We start from the raw sequence: 20,607 nt of genomic DNA, 5'->3' as shown, positions 1-20,607 counted from the left end.
GGCTCCAGCCCTTGTGCAGAATGGCTATGATGCTCTTCTGCACGCAATCAGCCTGACAGGGCGACCCCATCATGAATCTGAGTGTTCTTTACGCGTTGGTTGCAGCCGCACTGTTTGGCGCAAGCACACCGCTCGCCAAACTGTTGGGTGTCGATACCCCGCCCATCCTGCTGGCCGGGCTGCTCTACCTGGGCAGCGGCGTCAGCCTGACCCTCGTCCGTCTGGTGCGCGATCGCGGTTGGCAGCGGCCCGGGCTGCCTGCCGGAGAATGGCCCTGGTTGCTAGGTGCGATCTTCTTTGGCGGCGTGCTTGCGCCTGTGGCGCTGATGTTCGGGCTCACTCGCACAGCGGGGGCCACTGCATCGTTGATGCTCAATCTCGAGTCGGTCCTCACGGCAGTGCTGGCATGGGTGGTGTTCAAGGAAAACGCCGACCGCCGGATCGTGATCGGTATGATCGCCATCGTCCTGGGCGGTATCGTGCTGTCATGGCCGCAAGAGACCGCGGTGGACCATGACTGGACCGGGCCGCTGGCGGTGGCATTCGCCTGCCTTTGCTGGGCGATCGACAACAACCTGACCCGCAAGGTCTCCGCCTCCGACGCGCTGTTCATCGCTGGCAGCAAAGGCCTGGCGGCGGGCGTGGTCAATGGCGGCCTGGCCTTGGCCATCGGCTCGCAACTGCCGGCCCTGGGCACGCTGGGGTCGATCCTGCTGGTTGGGTTTCTTGGGTATGGCGTCAGCCTGGTGCTGTTCGTCCTGGCCCTTCGCGGGTTGGGGAGCGCGCGTACCGGGGCGTACTTTTCCACAGCGCCGTTCCTGGGCGCGGCGGTCGCGATCCTGATGCTGGGTGAGTCGGTGTCCATGACGTTCCTGCTCGCTGCGACGTTGATGGCCTTGGGTGTGTGGATTCACTTGATGGAGAACCATGTTCACGAACACCAGCATGAGGCCCTCGATCATAGCCACCGGCATACGCACGATGAGCACCATCAACATGAGCATGACTTTGAGTGGGATGGCACCGAGCCGCACAGCCACCCCCATGTGCATGTGCCGCTTCGACATAGCCATGCGCATTTTCCGGATGTTCATCATCGGCATAGGCACTGACCGGGCAGAAAATACAGGACTGGCATTGCTCACCCGCCCCGGCTCGAACCCTGCGTTTCACCCAAGGTATACTCCCGCCCCGTCGCGCCCAGAGTGGCGCGTAGCCTTCATGTGCAGGATGCCCTATGTCAGTTCAGCAACACGTTGCCGCCGCCGATACCACCTTCACTGCCGCGCTCGAGCCGCTCAACCATGCCCTTGAGCAGGTACGGCAGGCCGAAATCCGGCTGCTGCAGCGCAGACGCCAGGTCACCCTGACATTCATGTGCGTCCAGGCCGCCTACTGCGGCTACCTGATGCTCAAGTGGATCTGGCAGGGCCATTACATCGGCGGGCCGATCTATGCCGTGTTGCTCTGGTGCCTGTTGTGGCTGCTGTACTACCCGGTGTCGGTGCTGTGGTACCCGCGCCAGCGCGCACTGGACAAGGCCTATCGCACGCTCGATGCGGCGCGGATGGAAGAAGGCAAGGCGTTCCTGGCCAGCAAGGCCTTGGGCGCGTATCGCTGGGTCTACCGCGGCGGGCGCATGCTGGCGGTGTTCCCCGACAGCCACATGCTGTATGTGCTGGCCCCGGAGGTCGGCGAGCGCCATGCGCTGATGGACGCGCCACGCGTAGTCAAGCAAGTGCGCGTGGACGAACAGGCCGTCACCCGCAGCACCACCCAGACCACCACCAAGCACGGCTGGCGCAACGTCTACGCGTTCAACAACCAGTTCGGCATGATCGGCGGCGGCAAGTCCCGCTCCACCTCGACCACCACCCACGACACCGTGCGCACCTTCACCCTGCACGTGCAATTGCAGAGCGCCGGCCAGCATCCCTATTGGATTCAACTGCCCTTCGCCGATGACTGGCAGGAAGCCCGCAACTGGCAATTGCTGATCGAGCAGGCAACCGCCCGCTAACGGCCTTGTGTCGCGAAAGGGCCGCAAAGCGGCCCCGGCGATCCAGCGACAAGCCAACAGCCACTATATAAAGTAGCTCCAGGTTGAACAGCCCGCTATCGATAGAACTCATCCAGCCGCTGATGGGCGACCGCCCAGGGCAGCCGCCGCGCATTCGCCCGCATTCTGAGGTAGGCCTCATGGGCCTGCTCGACCGTGATCACCTCACTTCGCACAAGCTCCTCGACTACCCAGAGCGTGCCCTTCACCTCAACCTCTTCCAACAATGCCGCTTTGCGCAACGCCTCATCCCCGGATAGCAACGGACATTTTTCCTGCCTTGCCAGCGCCAACGCGAAGCAATCGTTACGGCTAGGCCCCCTGACCCGACCAACCAACTCCACGGCATAGAGCATGGTGGCAGGGCTGAGCTCAGCCAGCTCGAGCCCCAGGCCCAGCAGATGCGCATGCTGGGCTTCGAGCTCATCGAAATAGAGGATATCCGGCACAGTGAACTGGTAAGGCAGCGTGAAGAGTTGGGCCAGCAGCTCGCCCTCTTCAAGGTCGATCAGGATGTTGGCATCACTGATGAGCAACTGCATCCAGTAACTCCAGTTTGCGCGCCTGGTGGAACTGGTAGACCGTCATCCCAAGCAGCTCCGCCGCCTTGGACTCGCCGATAATCCCCTCCCCCAACGCGCGGTAGACCAGTTGCTGGAACAGCCCTGTGGTTTCCTGCCGGTACGCAGCCCCTGGCTCCTGCTTGCGCCAGCCTTGTTTGACGAACAGCATGAACAGCCGCTCGCGCACGGCATGCGGGATGATCTCCAGGTCGCCAGCGCGATACAGGCAACCCTGCATGCTGAGGCCAAATTCCGCCTTGAGCAGATACAACTCGCGCACCTCCAGCATGTGGCGTTTGTGGCCCAGATGCTGCCGCATTGCGCTGGCCGGCACCAGCAATGCCGAGGCAAAACGGTTACAGGCCTTTTCCTCGTCCAGCCCTTCGGCCAACCGACCATGCATCAGCAAGTGACCAAGTTCGTGGGCCAAGGTGAACCGCTGCCGGTCACCCGGCCAGTCGGCCGATACCACGATGACCGGCTGCCCCGCCACGCTGGCCTGCAAGCCATCGAACTTCGCCTGCGCATCGACCTGGGTGATGATCACCAGAATCCCATGCGTCTCCAGCACGTCGATCAAATCGGGAATCGGGCTCGCCCCCAGGCCCCACAGCTGCCGCACCTGGTCCGCCAGGTTGTCGACCGCCTGCAGCGAATCCAACTGCGCGGGCAGCCCTGCCGGCCCGCTGAACGCCTGCACGGGATAATCCGGCCATAGATTGATCAGCTCCTGCCAACGCTCCGCCTGATCCAGCACATCGGCCTCGATGCGCTTGAGGATCGCCTTGGGCGTGCTGCAACGCTTGCGATACTCGACACCCGCCAGCTCGACCGTGGCAGGGCGGAAAAAGTACTCGGCGCGCACCGACAGCGCCTTGCACAAACGCACGAGCACGCCGGAACTGGGCATGCTCTGGTCATGTTCATACTTCTTGACCATGTTGGCGCTCACGCCCACCTGATCACCTAGCGCCTGCATCGACAGGCCAGCAGCAGCGCGGGCACGTTTGAGCCGCTCGCCGATCATCGGCTATCTCCCTCGGTTTACGAATCTATAAAATTACCAAGAAATATAAACCCGATATTCCTACCCGTCGATACATGGGCGACGACCGTCCTGCCGTGTCCGGCTCGGCATCGCGCAACCGGCCGCTGATTCATATGTCTCGCCAAAGCAGGTATAAAGCGCCAGCAACCCGCGCCCCCGACGTCTGCCAAAGGAAACTCTCCATGCTTCGGCTCTTGATGCCAGCCCTGCTCCTGCTGCTTGCCGGCTGCGCCACCAAGCCCCCGGCCAACCTCGACAACCTCTGCGAGATCTTCCGCGAGAAGCCGAAATGGCACGAGGCGGCGCTGAAGATGCAGGCGCGCTGGGGTGCGCCGGTGCAGGTGCCGATGGCGATGATGTACCAGGAGTCCTCGTTCAAGCACGACGCCCTGCCGCCGCGCTACTACTTCCTCGGTTTCATCCCCTGGGGCCGGGTCAGCACTGCCTACGGCTACGCCCAGGCCAAGGACGAGACCTGGGCCGACTACAAGCGCGATGCCGGCGGCTGGGGCGCCGCCCGCGACGACTTCGCCGACGCCCTCGACTTCATGGGCTGGTATATGCAGAAGAGCCAGCAGGTCAACGGCGTGTCCAAGTGGGACGCGTATGGCCAGTACCTGAATTACCACGAAGGCTGGGGCGGCTACCGCAACCGCAGCTACGACGCCAAGCCGTGGCTGAAGAATGTGTCGCAGAAGGTCCAGGCGCGGGCCTCGGTGTTCGGGGCGCAGTATCGGAGTTGCGAGCAGGAGCTCGCGCGGGGTGGGTGGTTCTGGTAGGGCCTGACGCAGGTGTGCTTTGAAATATTGGCCTGCTCAGTTAGCGCTTCATCGCCAATAACGAGGCTGCTTTGCAGCCCTTCGCGGGCAAATAGCATCGGCGCACCGCCCCACAGGACTACGCAGAATCTCAAACCAGCGCCGTCCCTGTGGGAGCGGCCTTGCGTCGCGAAAGGGCTGCACAGCAGCCCCGGCAATGTTGATGGTGGCTCAAAACCTGGGGCCGCTGCGCGCCCCTTTCGCGACGCAAGGCCGCTCCCACAGGATCGCGCAGCCCCTGAATCGAGCACTGTACTTGTGGAAGCGGGTTTACCCGCGAAGGGCTGCAAAGCAGCCCCAATAAGTGCGATGAAGCGCTAACTGACTGGCAGCTTTTCGTTTCCCGCATTGATCGCCCGTTCATGGCATCCACCTGCGGGCTTGGGTGGGATCACTTCAAATGGACTTTCAACGCCTCGCCAGCCTGCAGCATTGCAGCGCGTACCGCCGGCACCTGGCTGACCACGTTCAGCAAGCCATAGTCATGGATCATGCCGTTGTAGCGCACCGCCGTGACCGGCACGCCGGCTTGGTCCAGCTTGCGCGCATAGGCTTCCCCTTCATCACGCAGCACATCGGCACTCGCGGTCTGCACCAGCGCTGGCGGCAGGCCTTTCAACTGCTCGGTGGTCGCGCGCAGCGGCGAGGCGTAGATCTCGGCACGTTGCTTGGGGTCGGTGGTGTAGTTGTCCCAGAACCACTTCATCATGTTGCGGGTAAGGAAGTGCCCCTCGGCGTACTGGTTGTACGACGCGGTCTCGAAGTTGGCGTCGGTCACCGGCCACAGCAGCACCTGGTACTTGATGGCCGGGGTGCCTTTGTCCTTGGCCATCAGGCTGACCACCGCCGCCATGTTGCCGCCGACACTGTTGCCCGCGACCGCCAGGCGCTTGCCGTCGACATTGATGTCCTTGCCGTGCTCGGCCACCCATCGGGTTGCCGCGTAGGCCTGGTTGATCGCCGTCGGGTAGTGCGCTTCAGGGGACGGGGTGTAGTTGACGAACACCGCCACCGCCCCGGACCCGACGACCAGGTCGCGCACCAGGCGCTCATGGGTCGGGAAGTCGCCGAGCACCCAGCCGCCGCCGTGGAAGTACATGAACACCGGCAAAGTCCCCTTCACACCCGCCGGGCGCACGATGGTCAAGCGGATGGCCTGGCCATCGACGGTGATGGTCTTCTCGCTGACATCCGCCTTGGGCAGCGTCAGTTTCACCCCGGCCTGAGCGCCGCTCAGCACCGCGCGGGCATCCTTCGGTGAAAGCTGCTCGATGGGTTTGCCACCGCCCGCGTTCAAGACATCGAGGAATGCCTGGGTGTTGTGCTCGACGCCAGCGTCGGCGAATGCGTTACCGATCGACAAGGCAAGGAGCGAGCCCGCGAGTGTTCTGGTCAAAACGTTCAATTCATTTCCCCTGTTTCTGTTGAGGCGGTAGTCAGGTGGTCACGTGCAGACAACTTGTTGCTGCCAAGCCTTTGGTGTCATGCCTTCAGCCTTCACGAAGGTGCGGCAGAAGTGAGATTGATCGCAGAAGCCGCATTCCAGCGCGATCTCTGCGAGCAACATCGTGGAAGTCTTCAATAGCTCCCTGCTCTTCATCACCCGCTGTTCACGCAGCCATTGTTGCGGCGACATCCGGGTACTTTCCTTGAACATGCGTGAGAAGTGACTGCGCGACAATGCGCACGCTTGGGCGATTTCAGTCACTGATAGGCAGGTATCCAGCCTCTCCAGCATCAGCTGTTTGGCCGTTCTCAACTGCCAGGATTTGAGCTGCCCGGTCGAAGCCAGTGTCAGCGTCGCCAGCACGGTAGAGTTGTCCTTGTTCATACACACCCACGAATCCAGGTAGCAGGATGCGAGCGCCTGACGCGAACAGCGCTGGGCGCTGGAAACCCCAGAGGTTCCAGGCCAGGCTCGTTGATTCGGATCAGCCCACTGCGCACCCTTCGCACGTCAGTGAACAGCCCCCAAGGCAGGGGCTGGCAAAGGCTCAGACAGCAGCGACAGGCGCCAAGGTGGGGCCATGCTGAACGCGCTCAGGCGCCTTGTGCACCATGGTGTAGGCGTAGTCGACGCCCATGCCATAGGCACCGGAATGCTCCTTCACCAGCTCCATCACGGCGTCATAGGTGTCGCGGTTCTTCCAGTCCCGCTGCCATTCCAGCAGTACCTGCTGCCAGGTCACCGGCACCACGCCGGCCTGGATCATGCGCTGCATGGCGTAATCGTGGGCTTCCTTGGTGGTGCCGCCGGAGGCGTCGGCGACCATATAGATTTCATAGCCGGCATCGTTCATAGCCGACAGGGCGAAGGTGGCGTTGCAGACCTCGGTCCACAGGCCGGAGACGATGATCTTGTTGCGGCCATTGCGCTTGAGGGCGTCGCGCACCTTCTGGTCATCCCAGGAGTTCATCGAGGTGCGCTCCAGCAGCGGCGCGTCCGGGAACACCGCGAGCAGCTCGGGGTAGGTGTGGCCCGAGAAGCTTTGTGTCTCGACCGTGGTGAAGGTGGTGGGGATATTGAAAATCTTCGCGGCCTTGGCCAGGCCAACGGTGTTGTTCTTCAGCGTTTGCCGGTCGATGCTCTGAACGCCGAAGGCCATCTGTGGCTGCTGATCGATGAAGATCAGTTGGCTGTTGAACGGGGTCAGGACTTCAGTCTTAGGATTGCTCATTGTTGTTTCCTTTCAATTTGATGAAGTTCGATCGCACCCGTTTCGGGGCCTGCACGTTGCGGGCATCACCGTAGCCACGAGTGCTCGCCTCAGCGTCGTTGCTTGAGGACGAGCAAAAGATAACGAAACAAAGCGCCTGTCGGTGGCGCACGTTTGCGCCTCTACTGGCTCATTTTTGCGCCATTGAATACGCAGCCGCGCTGCTAGCATTCGCCGTTCCATTCGGATCAAGCCGGTCCGTCATGTGCAGGAGAATGCAATGGCAGCTTCACAACCGATCAATAAGCAGACCGCCTACTGGGGCGTTGCCTGGGAGGAGGCGTATGGCTATCCGCAGGCACGGCGGGCAGGCAACGAGATCTACGTATCAGGCCAGTTCAATCATGACGAGGCCGGTAATCTGCTGGCCCCGGCGCCGCTGAACGCCGACGGCAAGCCCAGTGATTTCTCGTCGATGGGCGAGCAGATGCAGGTCGCCTACGACAACATCTCAAAGCTGCTCGCCTTGTATGGCGCGACGCTGCAAGACGTTGTCGAGGAAACGCTCTATGTCCTGGACATGGACGCTGCCTTCGCGGTGGTCGGCAAAGTGCGCAAGGCGGCCTATGGCACTGAGCGGCCTCAGTGCGCGAGCAATATCATTGGGGTGTCGAGGCTTGCCCAGCGCCCGCAATTGATCGAGATCGCCTGCAAGGCCGTGATTGGAGCCCGGGACATCTAAGCTGCACTCCCGGTTGCGATCAGCTGACCGGGAGTACCGATTGCCCTTCGACCAAGGGCTTTTGACTGGCCACGGCAGCGGCGCAGAAGGTCATGAATGCTTTGACGCGCCACGACTTGCGAATGTCCTGGTGCGTCAGCAGCCACAACTCGTCCTGAAGCTCTGGCACCACCGGGCCTGCGCGTACCAACCCCGGGGTGATGTCACCGAGCATGCAGGGCAGGAATCCATACCCCAGGCCCGCCGCGATGGCGACGCTTGCGGCTGCAACAGAATCGGTGCGGTAGGCAATGCGCTCAGCGGCGACCCTGCTTTCGACATAGCGTGTAGCCCTCAAACCGCTGAGCGCTGCCGAGTAGGACACCCATGCCTGCCCCTCTGCGAAAAGGGCCTCGCCAGTCACCTGCTTGGCGCTGCAGTACGGTGCCCAGGCAATGTTCGCCAGCTTACGGCCCACCAGGCTTTCCGCAGGTTTTCTCGTCGCCCGAATGGCGATATCCGATTCATCCCGGGCGAGGCTGAGGGTTTCGTTGCCCACCAGCACCTCGAGGCTGATCCCCTCGTTCAGGGCCTTGAAGTCCGCGATGATCGGGGTGAAGAAGTACAGCAGCAACGAGTCGCTGGTGGTAATGCGAAGTTTCCCCAGCGGGCCTTGGCCAGAACGTGAAACACGCCGCGTGACGCTGACGATATCCAGCTCCACGCGCTCGGCGAGTGCTCGCAATTCCGCGCCCTCGGCGGTGAGCAGATAGCCTGACTTGCGGTGGTCGAACAGCGCGATGCCGAGGGTTCGCTCGACCTGGGCAACCCGGCGCGAAACGGTGGAGACATTGATGCCAAGCTTCTTGGCCGTCGCCGCACGATTGCCGCAATCGCTGAGCGTCTTGATGATGCGCAAGTCGTCCCACGAGAGCTGATTGACAGCCTCGGCGACGTCCCACTTCGGCCCATCAGCGGCAGTTGGCGCTTTACCAGTTGGCGATTTCACACAGTTCGTTCCGGATGCGAAGGCGCTGATGATACGAGAAGGGGGTGGGTGAAGCAGCCATATTGTTCTGGCGATGGTTGAAAACCGGGCGGTGCAAGTGGCGGTCGATCAGGGCACGCCACGCAGTAGGGCCGCAAGGCGGCCCCGATGATGCGTGGCATCAGTCTTCAGAAGCACACACTTCTTTCATCGCCTCCAGCTTGCCGAACTGCTCGCTGGCCAACCGGCTGATGATCCGGATCGCCTGGTGGATGCCCGCTGTGTTGCGGAAGCTCAGTTGCGGGTTGTGCTCGCACTCCAGCACCTCGTCGTGCTGGACCAGCGCCTCGCCTAGCAGTTCGAGGGTCCAGACGTAGCTTTGGAGGGTGGACAGGCGTTCATGGTCAGACATGGGGCACCTCCCGGTTGGTGCGGGTGGCGAGGGAGTGGCTGTCGATTGGGTAGAAGGTTGGGGATGGGTTGGCCGCGGGGGTTGGCCGGCGGAGAGCGGATGCGAGGATCCTGTACAGATTTGCGAAATGCATGCATGAGGTCCTTTTCGGTTGAAGCACCACACCATCGTCGCCAAACGAATAGGGTGGCAGCTGTACGCAGGTTGGCGAACCGAGGAAAAGGAACCCGGCAGACCCGAAGGTCTCCCACGCACAGCCGCCATTACACGGAACTGCGGACACAAAAAAAGCGCCTGCAATCGTGATCGGGGCGCCGTTGCGCCTTTTTCGGTCGGGTCGCCAAACCCGGTCGCGGAAGTGGCCGCGACGGAGGGAATTTATTCCTTAGGGGCTGCTAATGCAAGCTTAGGACGGTTGAGAAAAGGCAATGGTGGCTGCGAGAAATTGCCTACATCGTAACGAATGGGCAGTGAGCCTTTCACGCGACAGGCCCAGCCTGACCAAATGAAGCTGAATCGGAGAGAAGCGAGCAGTGCGGAGACAGGAGTCGAATCAATACACAAGCTACTGATTTTTTGATTAATTTCAATGAGACTAAAATTTTCTATCTCTAAAACTACCCCATGACACCTTATCGATAGTTTGCAGTCCAAAGACAACACCACTGAACGCGCAGTAATGGCCGTTTAACCATGGCAGCCCCTCATAACTTAACCGAAAACAAAGCGATCTGAAGGATGTTGTATCCAAGCATGTTTACCGTAACAGAACTGTATAACTACTCGTCACGCCACCCGGGTGTTTAGTCACAAAAGCATCCATGCCAAAAATTTAGAAGCCACATCGCCAGGCAATGGTACTGAAGCCCCCTTAACCTACCATCATCAGTTGCTTGGCACATTGGCTTATAGGCACAAAGCCTCATTAAATCGTAATTATTTACACTTGTGATTCATACCTTAATCTGGCAGGTGCTGGTTGACATGCGCCCGGTGCTTCAGTAATAGTTCACTAATTCTTTAATGGGCAACCAGCACAAGGTCTTCACCAACACCTTGAATCGAAACTTTAACTGCCCACCCCAAAAACCACACCCCATACAGACCGGCATCGAGCACATGCATATAATTATCGACTCAAACATAATACACAACAACTGGTTCCTTAGGTCAGCACCACTAAGACTGCTCATCCACTACATAAACAATGAAGGCTGCACACTGGTCATACCGAGAGTGGTAACACAAGAAGTCGACAATCTATACATGCGTTCACTCAATGATGCTATTCGAGACGTGGAGAATTCCAACAAGGCTCTTGAAAAAGTGGCACCAAGTATTAAGCTAGAGGCACCAAGGCTAGAGCAGCAAGAACCATATAGTCTAGAGTCCGTATTAAAAGCAAAAATTGAAGACCTCATAATAGTTGAATACAAAAACATTTCTCACGAAGAAATGGCGCGTCGAGCTATTTTAAGGGTCAGGCCATTTCGCGAAAACGAAAAAGGATACAGGGACACTCTAATCTGGCTTTCGTTACTCGACCATCTGGAAAATAACAAAATCACAGAAGACGTATTCTTCATAACATCAAATACAAATGACTTCATGGGAAAAACCAAGGATCATTTCCACGACGACCTACAGAACGACATAGACGAAAAAAACCTTCAGTGCAAAATCCACCTAATTAGCTCCTTGAACGAATTCCTGAAAAACCACGTAAATTCTGACGAACATGCACTGGACCGACACAGAGACGAGGAGGAATTCAGGGAGTATCTCGAAGAAAGCGCTATATCATACTTACAAAGTATGGACAGTAGTGTGCGCTCAGCCTTAAGCAAAGAGCTTTTCAGTCACACCGGAATACTTTCAAGCTGCAGCCCTTTGTCCGCTCACATCATGGAGGGACTAGAAGACTTCTTCTACATAGAAACAAAAGCGCTTGAAAATCATGAGGTATATGTTTCCTGCAAATTTGAACTGAGAATTACCGAGCTCATACTTGACATTACGACCAGAGAATTCGAAAACCATCGCGAGCTAATCACAGCTTGTGATGGCTTCTTCGAAGAAGAGCACAGCCACGAAATATCTACTATAAGCCTGTATATTAGACCTGGCTTTTTAGCCAGCTTTACATATAACCAGCTTACGAAAGAATGTAGCGGATTTTCAGTAGATCAATTTGCGCTAGTCAGAAGGGGACGCCCCCTATCAACAATGTTCGCACCCAACATTCAATAAAAAGCTTTCATGCGATACTAAAAGCACCTACAAGAAAACTGTAGGTGCTCAAATTAGCCTCACCCAAACTAAGACAACAATTCGACGCAACCGATTTTCGTAGAATCAACAACCACCTCATACTCCGGAGCTTGGCAAGCATAAAACACCAAACTTTTATTTACCGTAGTTCTAAACATCACACGCTCTTCTCTTTTGAACCAAGGCATGTGCTCATAACTTTGATACGCAAACCTCCGCGCCACAGCCTCTTCGGTGCTCCAAGATTGGCCATATCGTGACACCTCCCATTCTGAGATGCTTGCACCTCGATAAATTACTATTTCTCCTGGCAGCAGATTGATGCAATTGGGCTTAAGTTCACAATCCAAAATTATTTTTGGATACCACATCTCATTCTCTTGATACACCCATAAATCATGAAGTCCTCCAAGCGCATAGAGTCGAAAAGCATGCCTAAACGCATCAAGAATATCCCTAGCACCTTGATCATATATTTTACCTTGTAACAAAATGGCGCACTTGTTTATTCTCTCCACTACTTCATGAGAACCTGACACAAGTTGAGAACCAGCAAGGACATCAAGCTGACATGTGCGAATCGCCTTCACACAAAAAGAAACAAACTCTTCAATTCCTGCCCTATACCCAGATAAAAAAACCTCACTCAGTTTTTCCTCAACATGAGAGACCGAAATCTTCATACGTTCAGATAGAAACCTACACTCCTCATCTGAAAGCATAACCCCTCCAAAATATAACTTAATGTTTAGCGCGATAGTTTTCTTAGCTAGCGAATCACAACCAAACTAACACCACGGGAAACGAGAATAATCAAAATCAGGAAACCTCCCCTATTCGCCACATTACTCAAGCGTTACTAAATAGTCACACCCCCGAGAGCTTTATTAAAGCGAAGCTTCTAGCAATTCATTAATCATCTCTTGAACAGAGTGTCTAGACGCTCCTTTCACCAAAATACCATTTTTATACTCTAGCCCTATACCAAAAAACTTGAAAACATCACCGAGACGGGGTTGATCTGAATGAATTTTTTTAGGACCTTTAAAGAAAGCCCCACCACTCATACCTTTAAGTGAGTAACCTTTCTGTTTGAATCCTTCGTGCTCGTATTCTACATTTTCATTTACATGTTTTCCGACCACTTCCCTTTCTGATTCTGACTCAAATTCAACGCCGAGCAAGAGAAAATTAGCATGCTCCCATTTTTTAAGACCATCAACCCCTTCCGAAAGGTACTCTCTAATTTTCTCTGACGAAGATTTGCTACTATGTATGCTTTGTATAGCTTTTTTCTTCGGAAAACCTATCCACCCGAAATCATCAACAAACTCGGTAGTTGATTCATGATCAAGATCAAAATAATTTTTGTACTCAAACTCATTAGTTGCACATATACACAAATCCCTCTCCCGACAGATCTTATAAAAATAAGACACATCCGACAGCGACATAAAGCTTCCGTCCGTCTTAAGAGCTCCTATCCCACTCAATTGATCTTCCCGCAAAGTAAGAGCATGCGCTGCAAACACACAAAAATACAGCTCTTTAAATTTCACAAATGTCATAGTAGAGGAAAATTCGTACCCCCCTCGCCCGTCTTTACGATACAGCGGATAAATATGCCGCTGCGCCTGCAAAGAAAACTCGTCAACCCGAAATTTACCGCTCATATTTAAAACCTTATTCCAACATCGCTATTATATTGCTATTTTTAGAACACATTTACCACTAACAAAACTGCTAACTAGCCATCAGCCCATAACATTTCGCACCCTAATTAATCTGAACACATAAGAAGGGGACAGATTTATTTTTACCGTAGGTTCGAGTGAACATCACAACCCTCAAGAGAGCGACTCGAACATCGCCTCTTGACGTCCATTGACGCGGGGCAGGCTCAAAATTTATGTTTCATCAACGAGCGTCACAAAAAATAAATCTGTCCCCTTTAACTGAGCGAAGAAAACAAATCCAAACATCCTGATTTGGAAGTGCATAAGCACAAAAAAGGTGACTGCCCTTGGAAGTAGTGAGAGGGGCGAGTTACTGAAGATAGGCCGCGTTTAGACGTACAGCGACGGTCATACCACGACCGTCGCTGTACGTGGGCTCTGAACGGGAACAGCCCTTCACGCGTCCTGCTCAGGTTCTGGATCACGCGCGGCCCTTTTGAGCGACTGGATCAGGCGCTTGAAGCCCTTGGTTTGAGCAAACTTTTTGTAGAGAGCCGGGGTGATTTCTGAAAGTTTGGCAACAGCTTCCCCCATCGTATTCCTGAGTTCTGTCGAGTACCTGAACGCCGCTATCTGCTCGGCCTTCGCATCGAAGAGTTTGGCCAAGGCTGGAAGGCTGTCGGGGTTGCGGCTCAGGTACGCCAGGAACAGGACGATCCGTTGAACCTCTTGCGGATTAGACGGCTGAACATCCGGGATGAGATGGCCATATTTCGATAGCGGGATTGCGAAATCGTCAGGCTCCACCGACTCCGCGAAGAGCATCGACCTCAATCGGATACCGATGACGTCACGCTGCTGGGCATCAAGCAACTTGAGCAGCGAATCCATCATGGCGTACTGGGCCGCTCCCCACGGCGAAGTCACGGTACCGTTCGCGAGGGAGGTGAGCACGTCGATCAAGGCATCGCCGACAGCCGCGGTCGACTGCATGGGCACTTCATTGCTCACTATCCCATTCAGGATTGCCTGGTGCTGTTTGGCCCCTGCCGAGATGATCTGTACCCACTCATCACGAGTCCGCTCCTCACTCGTGAGCTGATTGAGTAGACCCGCCCGAGTTTTCGGCAGCACATTTTCATCCGCCTCCATAACGACACTGATTAATCGGGCGTCCGCCTTCAGAGCGTCCTTGGAGGCTTCTGCAATATGAACATCCCAAGCTGTGAGCCAAGCCGCGACATCGGCCTCAACAAGGCCAACCTTCGAAAGCGCCTGGGTAATCACGCTAAATTTGGTAGTAACCCTGTCGCAGTTCAGGGGCCCTATGCGCTGCTCTTGAATCAGGTAAGCCAGGTAGGTAGCAACCGACTCTCCCACTTGGGGGTCGTCAACCAATTGGAACAAAGCACCTGTGGTAAGCGATGCATTCGCCAGGGCTCTGAAGACTGACGACTCAAATACGCCATCCAGATCATCGAGCTTGGCGAGCGAATCGGCGTCGGCTTGCCGAATGTACGTCACCGCCGCCACCGCCTTAATCAGCGGACTGGTATTGTTCGCCAGCAACGTTGTAATCGCAGTGCCGATGACCTGGTCGACATTCGTGGCCAACCCAAGTCCCAGCACCGCGCTATCTACTTCGCCTGCAGCACCTGTAAATTTCGCTAAGATGGCCACGTCACCAGCCGAGATACCGCCCGTAATACCGCCACCGAGATTACGCCCCCCGTACAACCATTCGAGCGCAGGCACGACGCAATCGGTCGGCAATACCGCTATACCCATCTGGTGATCAGCACAGCTGGCTAGCTGCGCGTGTGCATCTGGCAGACCTGCGTTCGCAAAGGAAAAGCCACTGGCCTTGATCACTTCCAGATGGGCAATATCAGGCAGCAGGTGCATCACATATTCGGAACGTTTAACAACGGCCTCTTCAAACTCCAGTCCTAGCGCATGGAGATAATGGTCGTATTCCTGCAGGAGATTCCAGGCTGGCTTCAGCTGCTCAGGATCGAACGCAGAGTTCAGAATTTTCAGCAGGCTAGTTTTCAGCTGGCCGCCATGACCACTCAGTAGCTGCCCCTTCAATCCATGGCCTCTGCAATACCGCACGGCTTCGTAGAACTCCTCAGCTCCCGCTTTCGATTCGCCGAACAGTTCAAGTTGCGCGCTATTGATCAACTGCAGGAGAGGCTCAATCCAGTCGCCTTCACGCGCCTGATGTGCCTGGGAAATGGTTGGCAGCAGAGAAGCCAGCGAAGGACGCTGGGATAGAAGGCGCTTCATGGCGTCAGAGAAGCCGAACAGTGAAGTAAGCTCGCCCAACGCGTCGTGATCCTCGTTGGCAAAGGCTTCTGCCAATGGCGTGTCCAAGAGCTCGGCGATCGCAATATCACCCGTAGTCAGATAATGAATCTGCAGGAACTGGATCTGCCACCCGGTCTCCATGGAATCGCCAAGGGTGGCACCCAGCAAGGTTTTAGTGTCCTTTACCAGCTCAGTTTGCTCCTCCCCAATTTCTTTCTGATAGGTTTCCGAGAAACCATCCGTGCGCAGTATCTCCACCAGCGAAAGATCGGCATATTTGCAAAGCAGAAGATGGCTGGCGATAGCCAGGAGGCTGATCTCCTCCCCCACCACCAATGCTGTCGTGGCGATGTCGTTGATGAATTTCTTCTGCAGCCGGGGCGTGACCAGGTTGTTGGCCATGGGGCTGTGGCGCTGTAGCAGTTGTGCGCACTGCTCGATGACGCTCCCGTCAACATCCGGGAAGCTATGGTTCCACAACTGACGGAAGCCATCTTTCCATCCCGAGGTGATGATGGGTGGCGAACGGAAAACCACCGGAAATTTTTTCGCTATGAAGTCCCTGGCATCGTACCGTCGATCACCGTCTGCCTTCAGGTATTCAGCCACCTTGTTTGAGCAAAACGGAACGATTACCGTCAGATTCGCAGCCTTGGTAGCAACCTCAATAAAGATCTCCAGGTCACTCCACACCGACCGCAGGCTGTCCTTTGGCAAGCGATCAAGGTTGTCTAGGATGATGATAAAACGCTTGTCTTCAACCACCTTCAGCTGTTCGAGAAGCGTCTTCTTGAGATCAAGGGGCGTCACCTCCTTGCCAACTTCAATCTTCTCCTCAATATGATCGTCACTAGAGCCTTTGAATAGACTCAGAAGGCTCCATTTCTGGGCGCCGACCCGCACCTTCCTATGGCAAAACTTGGCAGTGCCAAGGATCAGGACAGGGCTCAAAAGGGAAAAAAGGTGCACCGCAATCAGCCACCAAAACGGGTCTTGCAACGTGTTGGTAAGCGCGGCGGCTTCGGGCGACGTCCCTGTGATGGCCGCATGAGAGCTACGCGAAAGTGCAAAAAGCTCCCGGAATGACGTGGCGGCGAAAAACAGGCTGGCGACCACTGCCAAGGCCCAGGCACTGACCCGGCTCGTTGTTCGTTTGTTGTACTCGAACAAGCGTCCGAGGGCCCGATCGCGAGAGGCTTTCAGGGTCTCCGCAGCCCTGCTGACATGAGGTACTTCTTTGAGCACCTCATCGGTGAAGAGCTCGATGAAATTGCTCTTCGTCGATCCCTGGTAATTCTGCTCGCAGTCGAAAAACCAGACCCTGAAATCAGAATCAGCAGCCGTCAACTTTGTCTTCAGCATGCTCAGAATGGAGCTCTTACCGGAGCCAAACTCACCATCTAGGCCCACAACCTTTGAGGGCCCGTCACTCAGCAAATGACCGTGGATTGCGCTCGCCACCTTGTCATGGCTACCACCGGGGAACACGTCCTGAGTTGCAGGGTGTTCAGTATGGAAATTGATCAACCGCATAGAAGTCCTTTTATGTCATCCCTGCGCGTTGTGTCACTCCCGTGTGCAGAGAATGTCGCTGGAGCCCGATTGCCCCTAACCAAGCGATAACATCGCAGATGACGCCCGCCCTTTAAAACCACCATATGTAGTTATGATCCAGCCATAAACCACAAGATAGTGACATATTACATAGATGGCAAGCTGCCATAAAACTACACTATTGCGATCCGGAGGGGCGTCCTTTGGTTGTAGGATTTTGCGTCCAACAACACCCATGCAGGCAACCACGTCGCGCAGATACGCCGCCTAGTCGGCCAACACTTTCCGATCAATCTGCCGTGCATCATTGATACCGGGGCCCTGGTCGGAGCGACGCCACTTCACGAACGCCAACTACCGGTCACAGTGCGCCTTTACCGTGCCGTAATGACGGCCGCCGAACATGTCTTTCAGCGCCTGCGGCCCTGCATAGTTCAATTGCCTGCCGTAGCCGAAATTACGACCATCGCGTCTACCCACCAATTCCATGTCAGTCACCTCATCGTCCGATCTCCGATCCTCGCCCCACGTCATCCCGCCAAGAATGCTGAGTGTTATCAGGGATCAAGGCCCCTGCGACCTGTGGGAATGTCCACTACGCGGGACTGGCGGCTCCTTACGTCCGGGAGCAAGGGCATCTCATGATCTGGCCTCCTGAGCACCGTTACCGGTGGGCGGGTGGAGGCAGCATTGGCTGACGAGACCAGTGCCTGAAGATCCTGAGCCAGGTGCAAGCAGCAATGCGATGACCGGGGCATGCCTGACTGTCAGTCAGGTGCAGTCCATTCCTTGGTCTGCGGCACCATCATCTACAGCGCTGTTGCTAGTGACATCGGCGTTTGTCACGCCGATTGTCACGAGGGGGAAAACCGCAAAGCCATGTGCGATCAGGGCTGTAGCAGTGGTAGAAGTGCCCGTCTCTTTCCAGAAGAAAGAGACGGGCACAGGTTGGCGCAATATTCGGCCAAGCGGATAGGTTGCTGCAGGGCAGCGAGGTACGGTGTATCTGGCGCACGAGCGCTATATGTGTAAGAGCATCCATCACATGGGTAGTGACCGGGCGAGCTGCCGGATGCGAATCGCCCTTGGGAAGAACCACCGCGGGAGCGGCGTGACCTTGAAGGCTCGGGTCACCTGGGGTGCTGTCAACGACAGCCTTTGCACTGTCTTTTCTACGCCCGCAATCCGGGAGGGTCAAGCGACTCGCCCGCAGGATTTTGCAGTTGAAAATGGCATTGGGCGTGTACGGAATCCCGTGGTTTCCAGTGGCCGATTGGGTGCTTTTGTTTTTTTAGGTGAGGTCCATCCAAACAGGGCGGCTTTGCAGCCCTGTTTGGATGGACCCGCATGGAAAGCAGATCACCAAAATTTTCAAAGCCGTGCGCTCACTCGACTGCGCCACGCCTTGCTCTTAGGCGAGAAACGTTTGCTCCGGTCTGATTGGCGAACTCATGTGGCGAGATATGCTCCTGCCGGTTCGCTTCGAGGTAACGGCTCCACCAACTCATGATCATTCGCCGTTCCTCCAGGAACTCAGCCTTATGGATATACGCCGCGCGAACGTTGTTGCGTTCCCTGTGGCTCATCTGCCGCTCAATAGCCGTCTCTGACCACAGCCCGGATTCGACCAAGGCACTGCAAGCCATTGACCGGAAGCCATGCCCGCAGATTTCGGTCTTGGTGTCATAGCCCATATTCCGCAAAGCGCTGTTGACAGTGTTCTCGGACATAGGCTTCCACGAGCGAGCGTCGCTGGTGAACACCAGATCGAAGTACCCTGTGATCGCATGAATCTGTTCGAGCAACGCCACCGCTTGCGATGACAGAGGAACAAGATGGATGTCACCTGCCATCTTCGTCCCGCGTGTCGAATACGGGACGCCATCCAAAGCGGGCCGCGTGTCAGGTATCTCCCATATGCCGCGCTTCAGATCAAACTCACTCCAACGTGCGAAGCGCAATTCGCTGGAGCGGACAAACACATGAAGCGACAGCATCACAGTCAGCCGAGTGAGCATGCGTCCCTTGTAGTTCTCGATGCGGTCCATCAACTCAGGCAAACGTGACAGCGGAAGTGCAGGCCGGTGCGTAACCCGTGGCGCGCTGATGAAGCCCTCAAGGTCATATGCAGGGTTCACCGTGATCAACCTCAGCCGCTTCGCCTCACGCATGATGCTCTGAAGGTAGTTTTGTACCCTTAAGGCCACATCGATCGTGCCGCGCTTCTTGATCGCCTCAAGCGGCTGCATGAGGTCGAAGGTATCCAGATCAACGATGGCGCGTGCGCCTAGCAGCGGGAATACGTGCGTCTTCAAGCGACTCAGCACCGTCCTCGAATGGCCAGGCGCCCACTTCACGGACATTTCCTTATGCCAGTCCAACGCAACGCGCTCGAATGTGTGGCCTCTCACAACCGCTTCGGCCTTGGCCTGCTGCTTGGACGCAATCGGATCGATGCCCTCAGCCAGCATCCGCTTAGTCTCCAGACGCTTCTGCCGAGCATCTGCGAGACCAATGACGGGATAATTGCCAAACGAGGTCAGCCCCTCTCGCCCATCCGGTTTCACATACCGGAAGCGCCAGCCTTTGCAGCCATTGGGGTAAACGAGGAGGTAAAGACCGTCACCGTCGAAAAGCTTGTAGGGGCGGTCAGTAGGTTTGGCCGAACGGCATGCGGTGTCGGTCAGGGGAGCAGTAGTACGAGCCATAAGGGTAAACCCCTTTATCGAATCGACTTTATCCCAAACGTTACCCCTAAATCGGCTGGCAGCTGTCGGAATCCGACGGAACGCCATAACGAAAAAACCCGCCGGAAGGCGGGTTTTGCGGGGGTTCCAGAGATTTTGGTAGCCTTCGCTGGAACTTGAACTGGTGCCGGAGACAGGAATCGAACCTGCGACCTTCGCGTTACGAGTGCGCTGCTCTACCGACTGAGCTACACCGGCGTGTTGCGCAACGTACCATTGCCGTGTCCGTTACGCAAACCTCTGTTTCACCTCACTTTCACGGCGCCTTGCAGCCATTCGGCGCGAGGTCTTCCTCCACCGTGGTCACGCAGCTCCACCCTGCCTGGGTGCGGGCCAGGGTCACGGTCTTGCCCAGCACATTGGCCGGCGCATCGGCCAGGGTGCAGGCGATGCTGGCGCTGCCGTCGGCCGCCGTGCCGCTGGCGGTGATCGCGCAATGGGCGGTGGCGGGCTGGCCGCCGAGGCTGGCGACGTCGGGCACGTCCTTGCCTTCGTTCAGGCGGATGTCCATCGGCGTTTTCAGCGCGGAGATTTCCAGCAGCGCCGCGGCGGCTTTGGCCCGGGCCTGGTGGTTGGTGTACATGGGGATGGCGATGGTCGCCAGGATGCCGATGATCGCGACGACGATCATCAGTTCGATCAGGGTGATACCTCGTTGCCCTTTCATGAACGGTCTTCCTTCGTAATACATGGAGGCGCGGTCGGCGCATTTCATCTTGGGTTGCGCCCCGGCCGGCAGGCGCGCAGTAGGCCTGAACCGACACCTTTTGTCACCCCTGCACG

The 20,607-nt window shown here is 56.5% G+C and carries 17 protein-coding genes, 1 tRNA gene and 1 pseudogene; 5 read left to right on the top strand and 14 right to left on the bottom strand.

The annotated features are described in order from the left end of the window. The first annotated feature begins 71 nt into the window (after positions 1-71). Together AC25MA_RS12180 and AC25MA_RS12175 are read left to right on the top strand one after the other, a co-directional pair. The gene (locus AC25MA_RS12180; RefSeq protein ID WP_486972056.1) at positions 72-1,112 is read left to right on the top strand and encodes a DMT family transporter; all 1,041 of its coding nucleotides are present in this window, start codon (positions 72-74) and stop codon (positions 1,110-1,112) included. A gap of 125 nt (positions 1,113-1,237) precedes the next feature. Further along, positions 1,238-2,020, top strand: a complete 783-nt coding sequence (locus tag AC25MA_RS12175; protein WP_213883039.1) for a hypothetical protein — start codon at positions 1,238-1,240, stop codon at positions 2,018-2,020. 95 nt (positions 2,021-2,115) lie between these two features. On the opposite strand, the gene AC25MA_RS12170 is transcribed toward AC25MA_RS12175, so the two are convergent. Together AC25MA_RS12170 and AC25MA_RS12165 are read right to left on the bottom strand one after the other, a co-directional pair. Continuing rightward, positions 2,116-2,601, bottom strand: a complete 486-nt coding sequence (locus AC25MA_RS12170) for a PIN domain-containing protein (protein ID WP_486972055.1) — start codon at positions 2,599-2,601, stop codon at positions 2,116-2,118. Next, positions 2,582-3,649 carry a helix-turn-helix domain-containing protein gene (locus AC25MA_RS12165; protein WP_486972054.1) on the bottom strand — a complete coding sequence of 356 codons (1,068 nt, stop codon included), beginning with the start codon at positions 3,647-3,649 and terminating at the stop codon, positions 2,582-2,584. Before AC25MA_RS12165 ends, AC25MA_RS12170 begins: the two co-directional genes overlap by 20 nt. A gap of 203 nt (positions 3,650-3,852) precedes the next feature. On the opposite strand from AC25MA_RS12165, the gene AC25MA_RS12160 reads away from it, so the two are divergent. Beyond that, positions 3,853-4,449: a transglycosylase SLT domain-containing protein gene (locus AC25MA_RS12160; protein WP_486972053.1), complete on the top strand. Its 597-nt coding sequence runs from the start codon at positions 3,853-3,855 to the stop codon at positions 4,447-4,449. Positions 4,450-4,879: 430 nt separating this feature from the next. On the opposite strand, the gene AC25MA_RS12155 is transcribed toward AC25MA_RS12160, so the two are convergent. The 3 genes from AC25MA_RS12155 to AC25MA_RS12145 all read right to left on the bottom strand — a co-directional run bounded on the left by AC25MA_RS12155 (position 4,880) and on the right by AC25MA_RS12145 (position 7,166). After that, positions 4,880-5,893, bottom strand: coding sequence for an alpha/beta hydrolase (locus AC25MA_RS12155; protein WP_280062913.1), 1,014 nt, complete (start codon positions 5,891-5,893; stop codon positions 4,880-4,882). Between the two features lie 39 nt (positions 5,894-5,932). Further along, positions 5,933-6,319, bottom strand: coding sequence for a helix-turn-helix domain-containing protein (locus AC25MA_RS12150; protein WP_280062915.1), 387 nt, complete (start codon positions 6,317-6,319; stop codon positions 5,933-5,935). A 163-nt stretch (positions 6,320-6,482) separates the two neighbouring features. Beyond that, positions 6,483-7,166 (bottom strand): hydrolase, encoded by a 684-nt coding sequence (locus AC25MA_RS12145; RefSeq protein ID WP_028689876.1) that lies wholly within the window; start codon positions 7,164-7,166, stop codon positions 6,483-6,485. Between the two features lie 259 nt (positions 7,167-7,425). On the opposite strand from AC25MA_RS12145, the gene AC25MA_RS12140 reads away from it, so the two are divergent. Further along, positions 7,426-7,887: a RidA family protein gene (locus AC25MA_RS12140; RefSeq protein WP_486972052.1), complete on the top strand. Its 462-nt coding sequence runs from the start codon at positions 7,426-7,428 to the stop codon at positions 7,885-7,887. 19 nt (positions 7,888-7,906) lie between these two features. On the opposite strand, the gene AC25MA_RS12135 is transcribed toward AC25MA_RS12140, so the two are convergent. Next, positions 7,907-8,875 (bottom strand): LysR family transcriptional regulator, encoded by a 969-nt coding sequence (locus AC25MA_RS12135; RefSeq protein WP_486972051.1) that lies wholly within the window; start codon positions 8,873-8,875, stop codon positions 7,907-7,909. Positions 8,876-9,035: 160 nt separating this feature from the next. Continuing rightward, the gene (locus AC25MA_RS12130) at positions 9,036-9,266 is read right to left on the bottom strand and encodes a hypothetical protein (protein WP_486972050.1); all 231 of its coding nucleotides are present in this window, start codon (positions 9,264-9,266) and stop codon (positions 9,036-9,038) included. 1,119 nt (positions 9,267-10,385) lie between these two features. Here AC25MA_RS12130 and AC25MA_RS12125 point away from each other — a divergent pair. Beyond that, positions 10,386-11,516, top strand: a complete 1,131-nt coding sequence (locus AC25MA_RS12125) for a PIN domain-containing protein (RefSeq protein ID WP_486972049.1) — start codon at positions 10,386-10,388, stop codon at positions 11,514-11,516. A gap of 68 nt (positions 11,517-11,584) precedes the next feature. On the opposite strand, the gene AC25MA_RS12120 is transcribed toward AC25MA_RS12125, so the two are convergent. From AC25MA_RS12120 to AC25MA_RS12090, 7 genes and pseudogenes are all read right to left on the bottom strand, one after another. Beyond that, positions 11,585-12,259 carry a hypothetical protein gene (locus tag AC25MA_RS12120; RefSeq protein WP_486972048.1) on the bottom strand — a complete coding sequence of 225 codons (675 nt, stop codon included), beginning with the start codon at positions 12,257-12,259 and terminating at the stop codon, positions 11,585-11,587. Positions 12,260-12,424: 165 nt separating this feature from the next. Continuing rightward, positions 12,425-13,210: a hypothetical protein gene (locus AC25MA_RS12115; protein WP_486972047.1), complete on the bottom strand. Its 786-nt coding sequence runs from the start codon at positions 13,208-13,210 to the stop codon at positions 12,425-12,427. Positions 13,211-13,669: 459 nt separating this feature from the next. Further along, positions 13,670-17,056, bottom strand: coding sequence for a P-loop NTPase fold protein (locus AC25MA_RS12110; protein ID WP_486972046.1), 3,387 nt, complete (start codon positions 17,054-17,056; stop codon positions 13,670-13,672). Positions 17,057-17,347: 291 nt separating this feature from the next. Then, positions 17,348-17,566 (bottom strand): annotated as a pseudogene (locus tag AC25MA_RS12105) (integrase domain-containing protein); the annotation flags it as partial. An 896-nt stretch (positions 17,567-18,462) separates the two neighbouring features. After that, positions 18,463-19,785 carry a tyrosine-type recombinase/integrase gene (locus AC25MA_RS12100; protein WP_486972045.1) on the bottom strand — a complete coding sequence of 441 codons (1,323 nt, stop codon included), beginning with the start codon at positions 19,783-19,785 and terminating at the stop codon, positions 18,463-18,465. Between the two features lie 161 nt (positions 19,786-19,946). After that, positions 19,947-20,022, bottom strand: a tRNA-Thr gene (locus tag AC25MA_RS12095). A gap of 58 nt (positions 20,023-20,080) precedes the next feature. Continuing rightward, on the bottom strand, positions 20,081-20,491 hold the full coding sequence (locus AC25MA_RS12090; RefSeq protein ID WP_088852781.1) for a pilin: 411 nt from the start codon (positions 20,489-20,491) through the stop codon (positions 20,081-20,083). Positions 20,492-20,607: the final 116 nt, after the last annotated feature.

The organism is Pseudomonas sp. P65(2024) (assembly GCF_057480955.1).
The sequence above is the reverse complement of the archived record's forward strand: the minus strand, read 5'-3'. Positions and strand labels throughout refer to the sequence as shown.